The sequence below is a fragment of the Bacillus cereus group sp. BfR-BA-01347 genome (assembly GCF_022663835.1).
Taxonomy (GTDB): Bacteria; Bacillota; Bacilli; order Bacillales; family Bacillaceae_G; genus Bacillus_A; species Bacillus_A thuringiensis_K.
The window spans coordinates 1-14,558 of record NZ_JAKUGG010000008.1; the positions used below are offsets into that span (position 1 = coordinate 1).

Sequence of the window (14,558 nt, forward strand, 5' to 3'; positions counted from 1 at the left end):
GGTCCAACAGGTCCAACAGGTCTAACAGGTCTAACAGGTCTAACAGGTCTAACAGGTCCAACAGGCCTAACAGGAGCAACAGGCCTAACAGGTCCAACAGGTCCAACAGGTCCAACGGGTCCAACAGGAGCAACAGGTCTAACAGGTCCAACAGGCCTAACAGGAGCAACGGGAGCTGGAGCAGTTATTCCGTTCGCATCAGGTGGGCCAGTAGCATTAGCAACTGTTTTAGGTGGATTAGCAAACACAGGAGCACTTCTTGGATTTGGAAGTTCATTCTTCCCTGTAATTGTCCCACCTGGTGGCCCGATTACTATAGGCCCTGTACCTCCAGTATTTGATTTCGCATTTGTAGCTCCTCGCGCAGGTACAATTACTTCGTTAGCAGGATTCTTTAGTGTAACTGTAGCGGTTGCTTTAGCATTAGGAAGCATACAAATTCAAATGCAGTTGTACAGCGCACCAGCAGCAAGTAATACTTTCACTCCAGTAGGTACACCGTTACTATTAACACCAGCATTTAGTGGTCTTATTGCTATCGGTAATACCGCGAGTGGTATTAGCGCACAAGCAATTGCGGTCGCTCCACAAGATAAGATATTACTTGTTGTTTCATCGACTACACCTGGTTTTGATATAGCTACTGCTATTACAGGATTCGCAAGTGCGGGTATAACATTCGTATAATCAGTTATAAGTTTTGTAGTTGAAAATTTTGATATAAGAAAAGAGATTGTCAAAAAAGTATCCACAGATTAACTTTTGAAGACAGTCTCTTTTCTTTAATTGTTTTTATACTTTATGTCTGGTGAAAATGATTAAATATACTATGAGAATGTAGTGTAATTGTGTTAAGTTAAATGATCACTGCTAGTAAATTACACAGTAATAGGCATAAAAAAATGAAGGTTTCCAACCTATTTGGGATACATAACTAATTTCATACACATACAAAGGCATATATCTAAAATATTTTAAATTTTAATCTTACATATGTAAGGATTGAGAAGTGGGAGGTTATATATGGAACAATTATCATTTTTCAAACATGTAGATGAAAAATGATAATTGTTCCATTTGTTATAGATGAGTTACGGAAATATAGAGTTTTACGTATTCGGTTTCAAAATCAGCAGGAAAAAAAGAATTTGGAGTAGAATTATTGTTTCCTGAGCTAAAGCAAGTGGATAAACATGAGTTGAAATATAGACAGTTAAAACGAGCTTTTGAAGAAGCTCTTGATGAGGATGAACAAAGGATTTTTGAAATGAAGTATATGAGTATCAAAGAATTAAATGATGATTACATTTATACTATCCTTGGAATGAAACGAGATAAGTTTTATAGAAAACGTAAATCAGGTATCATCAACTTTGCTACAGCGCTTGGCATGATTTAAAAAGTAATGGAATTTTAGGCGTACTGTTCGGGGCACTATTTAGGGCACTTAATCAGGTGCCTTTTTACTTTGGAATCGGCGGTACGACATTTCTACAGTTAATTGTTCTTTGAAAAAAGAATGCTGTAGGGATAGCGTAGCCCCTTTGTCAAAACGTTACTTGGTCGGAATGGACGGAGAAAAAAGGAAGAAAAAGACGAAAAACTTAATTGAATTTATATATCCAGCCACGGTGCATGAGTGTCGTGGCTGGATATCAGGAAACTGTCCGGGTGCCAACGGGAAAAAGTGTTGGTTTTTCATATAAATCTCATAATTGAGAATTGGTTTAAATAACCAGTGCACCAACAGCAAAATGTGATTCATATATTTGCGCACATTTTGCTCACATTTTGTTCACGTACTATATAAAAAAGTATGAAAATCTATAAAAATAATTATTTTAATAAAATTTATTCCAGATATTAAAAAGTGCCAAAACCCTTGTTGTATAAGGGATTTTGGCACTTTTGTGTTTTTGTATTTTATCAAATAAACAATTCTAAAATTGTTCATTCTTCTCCCAAGATTCAACGATATAATGTGCAATCGTCGGATTGAAGCCTTTACCAACTAAAAACATAATGGCAGCAACTTCTGTTAATGCGTGTTCGTGTGATGTATGTTTTGCTTCATTTAAACCGTAATCTACCCATGGTTTTACGAAATCTAGTACGGGTTTCTTGAAAGGTAAAAACTGTGTACCGACAACTTGTTGAATTTGTTGTTGTGTTGGTTCAGTAATTGGTCCAGGTGGCAATATTTGTGGTTGTGTAATGTCTAGTGTTGGTCCAGGCGGTAAAATTTGTGGTTGAGTTGGATCTATTGTTGGTGGTTTAGGTGGTGAGACACGTGCGTCGTAGTTTGGTTGATACATTTGTTGTTGGTATTGTGGTTGTTGTGGTGCTACATATGGATTTTGAGGATATTGTTGTTCTTGGTTTTGTGGTGCTACATATGGATTTTGAGGATATTGTTGTTCTTGGTTTTGTGGTACTGCATATGGATTTTGTTGATATTGTTGTTCTTGGTTTTGTGGTATTACATATGGATTTTGAGGATATCGCTGTTCTTGATTTTGTGGTGCTGCATATGGATTTTGAGGATATTCATAATTTGGACGTGTGTCATATGGATTTTGTTGAAATTCAGTTTCTAGGTTTTGCTTTGTTGCATATGGGTTTTCGTCATATTGTGGCTCTTGCTGTTGTAACTCTTGTTCTTCGTATTGTTCTGTGTATCTCTGTTCTTGTTGTTGAGGATACAATGGTTGCCTTGGATAAGGCGGTTGATTATTATAGAACATGTTTATTCCTCCTTCATGATGATGCCTACCACCTAGTGTATGGGCGGACAAGAAAATATGTGATGAAAAAATGCGGGCGTGTTACAATAAGTAACTGGGTGAAGATAAAATGACAAAACAAGAAAAAATTCAAAAAACAATTACTTTTGTAAAACATATTTTAGAAAAAGATGCGAGTGGGCATGATTGGTATCATATTGAACGTGTACATAAAATGGCGATTTCTTTATCTGAGCAAGAAGGTGGAAATCGTTTTATAATTGAAATGGCAGCATTACTTCACGATGTGGCAGATGAAAAGCTAAATGAAAGTGAAGAAGCAGGAATGAAAAAAGTTTCTGATTGGTTAGAAGAGCTACGGGTTGAAGAAGAGGAAAGTAAACATATTCTTCATATCATCGCCAATATGTCTTATAAAGGTGGCCATGGCGGCACAGTAGAGTCACTTGAAGGGAAAATTGTTCAAGATGCGGATCGTTTAGATGCTCTTGGTGCAATAGGAATTGCTCGTACATTTGCATATGGTGGGGCGAAAGGGAGATTAATGTATGACCCAACTATTCCGCCGCGTGAAGAAATGACGAAAGAAGAATATAGAAAAAATAATGATCCATCTTTAAATCATTTTTATGAAAAACTTTTGAAATTAAAAGATTTAATGAATACGAATGCAGCAAAACAAGAGGCTGAAATTCGTCATCGTTATATGGAACAGTTTATTGAACAATTTATGAAAGAGTGGAATGCACAAATATGAAAATGTTAACTGTGGAGAACTTATCAAAATCATATGGGGAAAAGCCGTTATTTGATGGATTATCATGTAGTATTACAGAAGGACAACGTGTCGGAATTATTGGTGTAAACGGAACTGGTAAATCGACATTATTAAAAATTATTGCAGGATTAGAAACTCCTGATACAGGTGATATGACGCATTCACGTGGGTATACAATTAGTTATTTATCACAGCAACCAGAGTTTGATGAAAAACTGACAGTATTAGAGCAAGTGTTCCATGGTGATACACCTTTAATTCGTCTTCTTCGTGATTATGAAAAAGCACTATTAAATATTGAAAAAGATCCAAGTAATGAAAAAGTACAGGAACAATTATTTGCAGTGCAGCAACGTATGGATGCAATGAGTGCATGGGAAGCAAATGCAAATGCGAAATCTCTTTTAACGAAATTAGGAATTACGGACTTCACTGCAATTGTTGGGAACTTATCTGGTGGACAGAAAAAACGTATCGCAATGGCACAATGTTTTATTGAAACACCTGATTTATTAATTTTAGACGAGCCTACGAACCATCTTGACCATGAGACAGTTGAATGGTTAGAAGAATATTTAGCGAGATATACAGGTTCGGTATTACTTGTAACCCATGATCGTTATTTCTTAGATCGTGTGACGAATCGTATTTTTGAATTAGATAATGGTAAATTATATAGCTACGAAGGAAACTATAGTACATTTTTAGAAGCGAAAGCACTTCGTGAAGAGCAAGAATTGGCACAAGAATCGAAACGCCAAAATTTATATCGTCGTGAACTTGCTTGGATTCGTCGTGGTGCAAAAGCCCGTTCTACGAAACAAAAGGCGCGTATTCAGCGTTTTGATGAGCTAAAGGCACAAGAAGGACCAGCTGCAAAACAGTCAGTTGATATTGCACTAAGTGGAAGTCGTCTAGGAAAGAAAGTACTTGAGTTAAAAGATGTAACGAAAAAATTTGGCGATAAGACGGTATTACATAATTTTAATCATATTGTGAAACCGGGTGATCGTATCGGAATTATTGGGGCGAATGGAAGCGGGAAATCTTCCCTATTAAATATGCTTGCAGGTAAGTTATCTCCTGATAGTGGTGAAGTTGAAGTAGGACAAACTGTAAAAGTTGCTTATTATACGCAAGAAAATGAAGAGATGAATTTAAATCAGCGTATGATTGAATACATTAAAGAGATTGCAGAAGTTATTCATACGACAGATGGAAAAGTAATTGGTGCATCTCAAATGTTAGAACGTTTCTTATTCCCGACGCATTCACATGGTACACCACTTGGTAAACTATCTGGTGGTGAAAGAAGACGTTTATATTTATTACGTATTTTAATGGGAGAACCAAACGTACTTTTACTTGATGAACCTACGAACGATCTAGATACACAAACATTAACAGTACTAGAAGATTATTTAGAAGATTTCCCAGGTGTCGTTTTAACTGTATCGCATGACCGTTACTTCTTAGATAAAGTAGTAGATGAACTGTTCATCTTTACTGGTGGAGGCGAAGTGCGTGAGTTTTTAGGTAGTTATACAGATTATTTAGAAATGGAAAAAACGAGAGAACTTATGGAGAAAGCGGAAGTTCAAAAAGAGAAAAAAGTTGTAGAAGAAGCTCCAAAACAACAACGTAAACGTAAACTTTCATACAATGAACAGCGTGAATGGGAAACGATTGAAGATACAATTGCCGAACTTGAAGAGAAAATTGAGTCAATTGGAGAAGAACTTGCGAAAGTTGGATCTGACTTCACAAAGGCACAAGAATTATCTGAAGCACAGCAGAAAACAGAAGAAGAGCTAGAAAAAAAGATGGAAAGATGGAGTGAACTATCAGACATCGTTGAAGGATTAAAATAAAAACAAGCTGCATATATTGAAAAGTAAAGAGAAAAACTTTACACTATTGGTAGAACCTATTTTAGGAGGGAAAAAATGAGAACATCTAATCCAATGTTGAAAAAAGAGGCATTCCGTAAAGAGGGAGCAAGCGCTTCTGCGATGACGATTGGCGGAACAGTAGGCAAAACGTTTATTATGCTTATCTTGCTACTTGCAACGTCTGTCTATTCATACATACAGATGATGCAGGGGACGATGAAGATGCCAGTATTAATTGGTGCTTTAATCGTTGCGGCAATCATCGCATTCGCGTCTATGTTCTTCCCGCGTATTTCACCTTTTGGTGCACCAATCTATGCAGCGGTAGAAGGGGTTGTGTTAGGAAGTATTTCAGCAGTTTATACAATGAAATTTGGCGATTCTATCGTTTTAAATGCTGTATTACTAACAATCTCAATTCTATTTGCAATGTTAGTGTTATATGCAACACGCGTAGTAAAAGTAACGGATAAATTCCGTACAGGCGTTATGGCAGCAACACTTGGAATTATGGTTATGTATTTAGTCGTATTCCTACTAAATATGTTTGGTGTAACTGTTCCATACATTCACCAAGGTGGTACAATCGGTATTATTATTAGTGCAGTTGTTATTGTAGTTGCTGCATTAAACTTATTACTAGATTTCGATTTAATCGAAAATGGTGTACGTAGTCAAGCTCCGAAATATATGGAGTGGTATACTGCGATGGGACTAATGCTTACATTAGTATGGTTATACTTAGAAATTCTTCGTTTTGTTTCTTACTTTACGAAAAATGACTAATAAAAAAATCCTGCATGAAAAATGCAGGATTTTTTATTTTCAAAGATATATTGAATGTATGGTATAATATGGATGATAGCGACTTGAAGTGAAGGAGATGGAATATGATGAAAGAGAAGAAGGGGATTATGAAAAAAATATTTTCTAAAAGTTTTTTCATAGAACTAGATGAAGCTTTAACGTATCCATCATCAAAAGTTATTACTTTAGCGATTGAAGGATATGCAACTGAATGCAATGAAAGACTAAAATTTGAGAGTAAAGTTAAACCGATTACTTTCTACTTAGAAAATGCAATGTACCGTGCTGAAATAAAGATGGCTCGCGGAGGATATTACATATCTTGTACTGAAGTGTAATAAATTTTGAAACCATACATGTTTGAACTATGTATGGTTTCTTTTTTTGTTTTGTAAGGTCTAAAATAATACTTTTTACTTATGGATATGTCATTTTGTGCTTTTTACCATTCAAACATCTCTCCTTACAATGAAGAAAAACATGTGAGGTGGTATAACTTATGATGAATCGAGTTGTATTAATCGGTAGATTGACAAAGGAGCCAGAATTATACTACACAAAACAAGGCGTCGCTTATGCACGAATATGTGTTGCGGTGAATAGAGGATTTCGAAATAGTTTAGGTGAACAACAAGTCGATTTTATTAATTGTGTCGTTTGGCGCAAATCGGCTGAGAATGTAGCTGAATATTGTAAGAAGGGGTCGCTCGTTGGGATTACAGGGCGTATTCAGACTAGTAATTACGATGATGAACAAGGCAAGAGAATATATAGAACTGAAGTTGTGATTGAGAGTATTACCTTTTTGGAGAGAAGGCGGGAGGGGGCATCGTAATAAAAGGTGATTTTAAGTAATAGCTTCGGAAAAAATTGTGGAAAGTATTTTAATAAACTTAAAGAGGGGATACCGCCAGCTTTTTTGAAAAAATAAGTAAAGAGTATATAAAATTTTAGAACGTTTTTTGGCTAATCCAGTAACAAACGAGAATCGTAAAACCCATCACAGGATAGGAATGTATAAAAAGATGAATCGAGTGATAGAAAATAAAAAAAGGGATTCCTTCTGAGCGTAAGGAATCCTCCTTTTTGTTGCTACCGATAATAGGACGTTATGTTAACTTTACATGAATATGTTATACAATAGATAAAAAAGAGATGGGGAGAACAATGAGTATAAACTATCCATTTAAACCAAAATCAAATCGTTATTTAGTACCAGGACAATTTTGGACTATTCCTTTAGATAACAGTAAATTTGCATGTGGTAGAGTAATTGAAACAGATCCAAATAGTAGAAGGGGATTTTTAGCAGGTTTGATGGACTGGATCGGAGATAGCCCACCTATGGCTGAAAATTTAAAAGGTTGTAAAACGTTAATACAAATAGATGTTCATATTAAAACCATTCATGAAACAGCATTGGATGGTTTTATAAGTGGCTATCGTTCATTAGAATTAGATGGAATTGAAACAGAGTATTTCACTTCACAAATGGTTCATGATGAGAATTGTATGTTAATGAAAGGATATTCAGTACTTAGACAGGCGACCAAAGAAGAAGCAGATACGTATGATCAGTTCGGTTACGCAGGTTACATGATGATTAAATGTTACGCAGAAGATTTATTAGCAAATAAATAACTTCCAATAACGAAAAATATGTAAATAAGCTATCCATATGGAGAGCTTATTTACATATTTTTTTGCTTAGCGTGTTTTTTTCAAAAATACTGGCGATGCCTCAAGAAATGGATAAAAAATAAAAATCATCGGAAACGAAAGCTTTTAAAATCCCGTTCCTAATTTAAAATGTAAAAAGAATGAAATAGTATGGTAGCGGGAAGAAAGTAGTAAAATTAAGCATCCGAGTAGGAGTATAGAGTGATAACATGTTACAATACAGCTAAGAACATGCAATAAAGGAGAGTTTTTTACGTGAAGATTAAAGCAATTGAACCGACGCCAAGTCCAAATACAATGAAAGTTATTTTGAATGAAGTATTACCATCAGGAGCGCGTAATAATTATACAAATGAAAATAAAGAACAAGCACCAATGCAAGTGCAAGAAATTTTGAAAATTGAAGGCATTAAAGGTGTATATCATGTAGCCGACTTTTTAGCAGTGGAGCGAAATGCGAAGTATGACTGGAAAGTTTTATTACAACAAGTTCGTGCTGTTTTCGGCGAAGAAGTATTGGAAGAAAGTGAAGAACAACAACTTGCTCATTTTGGAGAAGTGAAAGTGTTTGTTCAAATGTTCTTTACAATTCCAATGCAAGTAAAGTTAACAGATGGAACGACGGAAGAACGTGTTGGTTTACCAGATCGTTTTAAAGAATCAATTATGAAAGTGCAAATGTCTGCACCAAACGTTGTAAAAGAGCGTAAATGGGTAGAACAAAGTACACGTTACGGTAACTTTGAAGAAATCGGGAAAGAAGTAGTAGAAGAGATTGTTGCTGCTTATTCAGAAGAACGTGTAAATGAAACGGTTAAAGAATTATTAAATCAAGCAGGTGCTGTTGAAGTAACGATTCAAAAGCGTGAGCCATATAAAGTAACAGAAGAGATGATGAAAGATTCTGACTGGAAAAACCGTTTTGCAGCATTAGAACAAATGGATCCTACTGAAGAAGATATTCCAGTGTTGAAGATGGCGTTAGATGATGAAAAAGTTTCAATTCGTCGTTTAGCAACAGCGTATTTAGGTATGGTAAAAGGTGATGAAGTATTACCGTTATTATATAAAGCTTTATTAGATCGCTCTGTAAGTGTTCGTCGTACTGCAGGAGATTGTTTATCAGATGTAGGTGATCCGGCAGCGATGTTCGTTATGATTAAATCTCTGAAAGATCCAAGTAAATTAGTACGCTGGCGTGCAGCTATGTTCTTATTTGAACTTGGAGATGAAAGTGCGATTCCAGCATTAAAAGCAGCGCAAGATGATCCAGAGTTTGAAGTAGCCATGCAAGCACGTCTAGCATTAGAGCGTATTGAAGGCGGAGAAGAAGCAAAAGGTTCTGTATGGAAACAAATGACGGAGTCTCGTAAAGGGGAATAATATATGATTGTTTTCTATGATAGTTGGTGTCCGATGTGTACGGCCGTTGCAGAACGTACGAAAAAATTAGATAAAAAGGGTAAGATGGAATTTGTTTCATTTCGAGATGAAAATGTAGTTGAGAAGTATGAACTTTCTCAAGAACTACAAAGCAAGATGGAACAAAGATTGTATATTTTAAAACATAATAAGTGGTATGACGGTATTCAGAGCATAGATGTATTAGCAAAGGCCGTTCCATCTTATTGGTTTGCCGTTCCTTTTATAAAGCTATCTATCGTACTTGGTTTTGGAAGTAAAGTATACGATTATATCGCTAATAATAGAAAACTTGTTCCAGTGGGGCATTGCCGCGGTGGGGTTTGTGAAATCCCTACAAAAAAATGAAATCATCGTTATCTTTCTTTTGCACCTATTAATAGAGCGTGATATGATGAATTTGGAATGAAAGTTGAAGGAGAGATTACAAGATGTCAAATGCTTATGAAGAATACATGCGCCAAATGGTAATTCCAATGCGCCAAGAGTTAGTGCGTTCTGGGTTTGAAGAGTTAACTACAGAAGAAGCTGTAACAGAATTTATGGAAAATACATCAGGTACAACTTTAGTAGTTGTAAACTCTGTTTGTGGTTGTGCAGCTGGTTTAGCACGTCCATCAGCAGGTCAAGCGGTTGTTCGTGCTGAAAAACAACCTGATCATCTTGTAACTGTATTCGCAGGTCAAGATAAAGATGCTACTGCAAAAATGCGTGAATACTTCGGAGAAATTCCTCCATCTTCACCATCTATGGCATTATTAAAAGGAAAAGAAGTTGTTCACTTCATTCACCGTCATGAAATTGAAGGTGCAACTATGGACGAAATTATTACGAACTTAGAACAAGCTTTCGAAAAGAATTGCTAAAGAAGGGGGAGAGTAAATCTCCCTCTTTTCTTTATATAGAGGTGAAACAATGATCGTAACAACAGCAGGAAGAACGAATAAAGAAATGACAGATTATGCAAAGCAGGTAGCCGCAGAATTAAATCGTTCATTCGTTAAACGTAATGACATACCAGTGCATAAATTACATGAGCAGTATCAACAAGATGTGCTTGTCGTAGGGAAGAACCGATTAGCTATTTATCCGAAAGGTACGGAAGAATCGTTTTTCTTTCATCCGAACTCAGCGATGTTTCGTGTGAAAAGGTTAATGCGTGGAGAACACGATCCGTTTGTACAAGCCACGCAATTAGAGAGAGGAATGACAGTGTTAGATTGTACGCTCGGGATGGCATCAGATAGTATTGTAGCTAGTTATGTTGTTGGTGAAAGCGGAAAAGTAACAGGACTTGAAGGCAATGAGTATATGGCTTATATTATGGAAAATGGTTTGAAAACATGGTCTTCATCCGTTTCTGAAATTGATGAAGCAATGCAAAGAATTCAAGTAAAGCAAACGGAGCATTTTTCATTTTTAGCGCAATGTGAAGACAATAGTTACGATGTCGTTTACCTTGATCCGATGTTTGAAGAAACTGTCATAGAATCCGATGGAATTAAAGGATTAAAACACTTCGCTTTGTATCATGATATTACTGACGAAACAATTGCGGAGGCAAAACGAGTGGCGAGAAAACGTGTCGTTTTAAAAGATCATTTTCGTAGTTCTAGATTTGAAAAACACAATTTTTATGTATACAAAAGAAAAAGTGCTAAGTTTCACTTTGGTGTAATTGACCCTTGCTAATTGTTTGAAAAGATGTATAATAAGCAATAATTAATTAAATATACTGTCTGTGATGAAGAGAGTAGTCTTTTTTAGAAGGAAAGCGAGCTAGGGATGGTGTGAGCCTAGTACGGAAGAAAAAGGTGAAGCGCACTTCGGAGATGCTTCTTGAACGAATAGTAGAGAAAGCCGAGGCCCCCTGTCCTCGTTATAAACGGGAAAGTGGTTCGTAACGAACAACAAGGGTGGTACCACGGGTTAAAACTCGTCTCTTTTTTAGAGACGAGTTTTTTGTGTTTTAAAAAATAAGGAGGTTGTATCATGGATTATAAAATGCAGTTTGCGGAAAGTTTATCTAATATTTTCACGAATGAATTAACGCAAAAACAAATTTTAGATTTAATTGAAACACCGAAACAAGATGAATTTGGAGATGCAGCGTTCCCATGCTTTTCATTAGCGAAGCAATATAAAAAAGCACCAGCTCTTATCGCAAAGGAAGTTGCTGAGAAATTCAATGATCCGTTTTTTACGAAAGTAGAAGCCGTTGGTCCTTATGTAAATGTATTTTTCAATCGTGAAACTGTAAGTGATGCAGTATTAAAAACAGTTTTAGCGGAGAAAGAAGAGTTCGGTCAAAACCACTTTGGCTGTGAAAAAACAGTAGTAATTGATTATTCCTCTCCTAATATCGCGAAACCTTTTTCGATGGGGCATTTACGTTCTACAATGATAGGAAATTCGCTGAAACATATCGCTGAAAAATGTGGCTATGAAGTTGTAGGGATTAATTATATAGGAGATTGGGGAACACAGTTTGGAAAGTTAATTACGGCTTATAAAAAATGGGGAAATGAAGCAGTAGTTAAAGAAGATCCAATACGTGAGCTATTTAAGTTATATGTCCAATTCCATGAAGAGGTAAAAGACGACGAAGAACTAGAAGAAGAAGGACGTGCTTGGTTTAAGAAACTAGAAGAAGGTGATGAAGAAGCGGTAGAACTTTGGAATTGGTTCCGTCATGAGTCCCTTAAAGAATTTTCTCGCATTTATGAACTTCTCGGCGTAGAATTTACTAATTTTCAGGGAGAAGCATTTTATAATAATTTAATGGAAGATTTTATTGGGATTTTAGAAGAACATGAGTTGCTTGAAGAATCAGAAGGTGCATTAGTCGTTAATTTAGAAGAAGAAGGAATGCCGCCTTGCTTAATTAGAAAATCAGATGGTGCGACGATTTATGCAACGCGTGACTTAACGGCAGCTTTATATCGTCAAAACACTTATGGGTTTGATAAAGCGCTATATGTTGTTGGTCCAGAACAAAGCTTACATTTCAATCAATTTTTCACCGTATTAAAAAAACTTGGCTATACTTGGGTTGATGGTATGGAACACGTACCGTTTGGCTTCATTTTAAAAGATGGTAAGAAAATGTCGACACGTAAAGGAAGAGTTATTTTACTTGAAGAAGTACTCGAAGAAGCAATCGAACTTGCAAAACAAAATATTGAAGAGAAAAATCCAAACTTAAAACAAAAAGAAGTAGTAGCAAAGCAAGTCGGTGTTGGTGCAGTCATCTTCCACGATTTAAAAAATGAGCGTATGCACAATATTGAATTCTCATTAGAAAACATGCTGAAATTTGAAGGAGAAACAGGCCCGTACGTACAGTACACACATGCACGTGCTTGTTCTATTTTAAGAAAAGAAAGTGTAGAATTTGAAACATGTACATTTGCTTTAAAAGACGATCATAGCTGGAGTGTCGTAAAATTACTAAATAAATTCCCGCAAATAATTGAAGCAGCTTTCAATAAAAATGAGCCATCGTTTATTTCGAAATATATATTAGATGTAGCACAATCATTCAATAAATATTACGGTAATGTTCGTATATTAGAAGAGAGCAAAGAAAAAGACAGCAGACTCGCATTGGTTTATGCTGTGACGGTTGTATTAAAAGAAGGATTACGTTTACTTGGGGTGGAGGCACCTGAGGAAATGTAACATAGTAGTAAACTGACAAACTGGGTCTAGTATAAACCTGGTTTGTTTTTTTATTGGATATATATTTTTTTTGCAAAATCAATTAAAATCTTTTTAGAGAGGGTGATTCATATTGATTCGAACTTTTATTTTACAAATTCCTTGTCATAGAAGATTAGATAGGAGTTTTTTTAAACTACAAAAGTACATACCTTTATGTGCGCGTTGTACAGGCATGCTTATTGGTATTTTAATGTTTCCAATTTATTTTTATATGACACCTTCATTTCTTTTGGCAATCATACTATCATTTTTCGCTCAAATTCCGTTACTTATCGATGGGTTCACCCAAAAGTGGAAATGGAGAAGTAGCTCAAATTTGCTAAGAATAACTACTGGTGTATTAAGCGGTAATGGTATGGGATTATTCATTTCATCTACTGTTATATGGATATTATCTTAAGATATATAGTAATGGAGGTATTTACATAGATGTTCTGGATTTATTTAATTCTAATTTTTATTTCAGGCGGAAGTGGAATTGGTTTTATGACTCAAAATAACTATACAGAAGCAATAATAGCTTTTGTTATTTGTATACTATTGTTTGGGCTACTGTATTATTATCTTAAAAGAAACAAAAGAAAGAGAAAAGCAGATTGTGACGATTTAGACTGTACGGATTGTTTTGATTGTGATTGTACTTGTTAAATTTTTCTTCCAAATAAAAAGCTAGTGTATTTTTAATAATACACTAGCTTTTTGCTTTGAAATTTTAAGAAAAGTGTAGGAATACGGCTATTATATAGAGAACTTTAGTTTTGTATATAAAAGGAGGCGGGAAAATAATCTGTTTTGAACCACATTGGATTTCTAATATGGCTTCTTATTTACTAGATGGGGAGAAACAATCGGAATTTATTCAGCTAGGTGTTTTGCAGAAATTATTTGAAAGTGATACGCAAAGAAATGGTAAAGATGGCAATATAGGCATGAAAATACCGATATATTTAAGTGAATTAGGTGTGAAAAATATTGAATGTAGAGTAAGCGATAAAGTGAACTTTTTAGATTTAAATATGCATCACAATGATAAAAACGATTTGTATCAATCATTAAAAGAAGAGGGGATTGCAGGTGATCCGGGTGATAAGCAACAATTTGTAGAACGTTTAATAGCCAGAGGATTAATATATGATAATGCGCTAGCTCAATATGAAGCTGAACTACGATTTTTTAAAATATTTCATGTGTATTCTTCTTTTGTATACGCTCCCAATATGAAAATTAAATTTGGTGACATAGTTTGTTAAAAGGTATGATGTATAAGGATTGTCGTTTAATGTCGATAAGTCGATATTCGACATATAATCGCTGATAAATGTTAAGAATCGGTCGATATAATTTGAAAATCGCCGATAAAATGAAAGAATCGCTGATATATTTGAATTATCGCCGATATAATTTTATGTACTAATTTCAGCTTCTACAAGATTAAAACCGCATGTTACGTTATTCCATATAATTAAACAAAATACGGAGAAAAACAATCATTTTTACTATATTTTGTTATAA

The 14,558-nt window shown here is 35.2% G+C and carries 15 protein-coding genes, 2 pseudogenes and 1 other annotated feature; of the genes and pseudogenes, 16 read left to right on the plus strand and 1 reads right to left on the minus strand.

Annotated features, from left to right (window positions below; all coding sequences use genetic code 11):
- A partial coding sequence (locus MR143_RS13880) for an exosporium glycoprotein BclB-related protein (protein WP_277932507.1) occupies positions 1-687 on the plus strand: 687 nt, incomplete at its 5' end.
- 336 nt (positions 688-1,023) lie between these two features.
- Positions 1,024-1,399: pseudogene (locus tag MR143_RS13885) on the plus strand (ArpU family phage packaging/lysis transcriptional regulator).
- Positions 1,400-1,940: 541 nt separating this feature from the next.
- Here the strand turns inward: MR143_RS13885 and MR143_RS13890 are convergent.
- On the minus strand, positions 1,941-2,744 hold the full coding sequence (locus tag MR143_RS13890) for a hypothetical protein (protein ID WP_000499710.1): 804 nt from the start codon (positions 2,742-2,744) through the stop codon (positions 1,941-1,943).
- A gap of 109 nt (positions 2,745-2,853) precedes the next feature.
- Between MR143_RS13890 and MR143_RS13895 the strand changes: the two genes are divergently transcribed.
- The 14 genes and pseudogenes from MR143_RS13895 to MR143_RS13960 form a co-directional block, all read left to right on the plus strand.
- Positions 2,854-3,501 carry an HD domain-containing protein gene (locus tag MR143_RS13895; protein ID WP_000165966.1) on the plus strand — a complete coding sequence of 216 codons (648 nt, stop codon included), beginning with the start codon at positions 2,854-2,856 and terminating at the stop codon, positions 3,499-3,501.
- Positions 3,498-5,393, plus strand: a complete 1,896-nt coding sequence (locus MR143_RS13900; protein WP_000783169.1) for an ABC-F family ATP-binding cassette domain-containing protein — start codon at positions 3,498-3,500, stop codon at positions 5,391-5,393. Before MR143_RS13895 ends, MR143_RS13900 begins: the two co-directional genes overlap by 4 nt.
- 75 nt (positions 5,394-5,468) lie before the next feature.
- Complete coding sequence (locus MR143_RS13905) at positions 5,469-6,200, plus strand: Bax inhibitor-1/YccA family protein (RefSeq protein ID WP_001260655.1); 732 nt, start codon at positions 5,469-5,471, stop codon at positions 6,198-6,200.
- A gap of 104 nt (positions 6,201-6,304) precedes the next feature.
- On the plus strand, positions 6,305-6,559 hold the full coding sequence (locus MR143_RS13910) for a DUF4318 domain-containing protein (protein WP_199717803.1): 255 nt from the start codon (positions 6,305-6,307) through the stop codon (positions 6,557-6,559).
- A 161-nt stretch (positions 6,560-6,720) separates the two neighbouring features.
- On the plus strand, positions 6,721-7,056 hold the full coding sequence (locus tag MR143_RS13915) for a single-stranded DNA-binding protein (RefSeq protein ID WP_000982014.1): 336 nt from the start codon (positions 6,721-6,723) through the stop codon (positions 7,054-7,056).
- Positions 7,057-7,388: 332 nt separating this feature from the next.
- Positions 7,389-7,862: an Imm26 family immunity protein gene (locus MR143_RS13920; RefSeq protein ID WP_000026686.1), complete on the plus strand. Its 474-nt coding sequence runs from the start codon at positions 7,389-7,391 to the stop codon at positions 7,860-7,862.
- Between the two features lie 294 nt (positions 7,863-8,156).
- Entirely contained in the window at positions 8,157-9,284 is a 1,128-nt protein-coding gene (locus MR143_RS13925; RefSeq protein ID WP_000692564.1) for a conserved virulence factor C family protein, read from the plus strand.
- A 3-nt stretch (positions 9,285-9,287) separates the two neighbouring features.
- Positions 9,288-9,671 (plus strand): thiol-disulfide oxidoreductase DCC family protein, encoded by a 384-nt coding sequence (locus MR143_RS13930; protein ID WP_000634872.1) that lies wholly within the window; start codon positions 9,288-9,290, stop codon positions 9,669-9,671.
- A gap of 83 nt (positions 9,672-9,754) precedes the next feature.
- Positions 9,755-10,189 (plus strand): BrxA/BrxB family bacilliredoxin, encoded by a 435-nt coding sequence (locus MR143_RS13935; RefSeq protein WP_000063706.1) that lies wholly within the window; start codon positions 9,755-9,757, stop codon positions 10,187-10,189.
- A 49-nt stretch (positions 10,190-10,238) separates the two neighbouring features.
- On the plus strand, positions 10,239-11,015 hold the full coding sequence (locus MR143_RS13940; protein ID WP_000637453.1) for a class I SAM-dependent methyltransferase: 777 nt from the start codon (positions 10,239-10,241) through the stop codon (positions 11,013-11,015).
- 40 nt (positions 11,016-11,055) lie between these two features.
- Positions 11,056-11,270 (plus strand) — a binding site (T-box leader).
- Positions 11,271-11,315: 45 nt separating this feature from the next.
- Positions 11,316-13,004, plus strand: a complete 1,689-nt coding sequence (argS, locus tag MR143_RS13945; protein ID WP_000384908.1) for an arginine--tRNA ligase — start codon at positions 11,316-11,318, stop codon at positions 13,002-13,004.
- Positions 13,005-13,116: 112 nt separating this feature from the next.
- Positions 13,117-13,446: a DUF2085 domain-containing protein gene (locus tag MR143_RS13950; RefSeq protein WP_000621477.1), complete on the plus strand. Its 330-nt coding sequence runs from the start codon at positions 13,117-13,119 to the stop codon at positions 13,444-13,446.
- A 29-nt stretch (positions 13,447-13,475) separates the two neighbouring features.
- On the plus strand, positions 13,476-13,694 hold the full coding sequence (locus MR143_RS13955; protein ID WP_000498606.1) for a hypothetical protein: 219 nt from the start codon (positions 13,476-13,478) through the stop codon (positions 13,692-13,694).
- Between the two features lie 116 nt (positions 13,695-13,810).
- Positions 13,811-14,296, plus strand: a pseudogene (locus MR143_RS13960) (methyltransferase); the annotation flags it as partial.
- Between the last annotated feature and the right edge of the window lie 262 nt (positions 14,297-14,558).

Bases quoted from the DNA above. Each gene is read 5' to 3' on its own strand.
- MR143_RS13900 (WP_000783169.1), top strand. From the start codon at position 3,498: ATGAAAATGTTAACTGTGGAGAACTTATCAAAATCATATGGGGAAAAG.
- MR143_RS13940 (WP_000637453.1), top strand. From the start codon at position 10,239: ATGATCGTAACAACAGCAGGAAGAACGAATAAAGAAATGACAGATTAT.
- MR143_RS13915 (WP_000982014.1), top strand. From the start codon at position 6,721: ATGATGAATCGAGTTGTATTAATCGGTAGATTGACAAAGGAGCCAGAA.
- MR143_RS13955 (WP_000498606.1), top strand. From the start codon at position 13,476: ATGTTCTGGATTTATTTAATTCTAATTTTTATTTCAGGCGGAAGTGGA.
- MR143_RS13890 (WP_000499710.1), bottom strand. From the start codon at position 2,744: ATGTTCTATAATAATCAACCGCCTTATCCAAGGCAACCATTGTATCCT.
- MR143_RS13935 (WP_000063706.1), top strand. From the start codon at position 9,755: ATGTCAAATGCTTATGAAGAATACATGCGCCAAATGGTAATTCCAATG.
- MR143_RS13895 (WP_000165966.1), top strand. From the start codon at position 2,854: ATGACAAAACAAGAAAAAATTCAAAAAACAATTACTTTTGTAAAACAT.
- argS (WP_000384908.1), top strand. From the start codon at position 11,316: ATGGATTATAAAATGCAGTTTGCGGAAAGTTTATCTAATATTTTCACG.
- MR143_RS13930 (WP_000634872.1), top strand. From the start codon at position 9,288: ATGATTGTTTTCTATGATAGTTGGTGTCCGATGTGTACGGCCGTTGCA.
- MR143_RS13920 (WP_000026686.1), top strand. From the start codon at position 7,389: ATGAGTATAAACTATCCATTTAAACCAAAATCAAATCGTTATTTAGTA.
- MR143_RS13910 (WP_199717803.1), top strand. From the start codon at position 6,305: ATGATGAAAGAGAAGAAGGGGATTATGAAAAAAATATTTTCTAAAAGT.
- MR143_RS13905 (WP_001260655.1), top strand. From the start codon at position 5,469: ATGAGAACATCTAATCCAATGTTGAAAAAAGAGGCATTCCGTAAAGAG.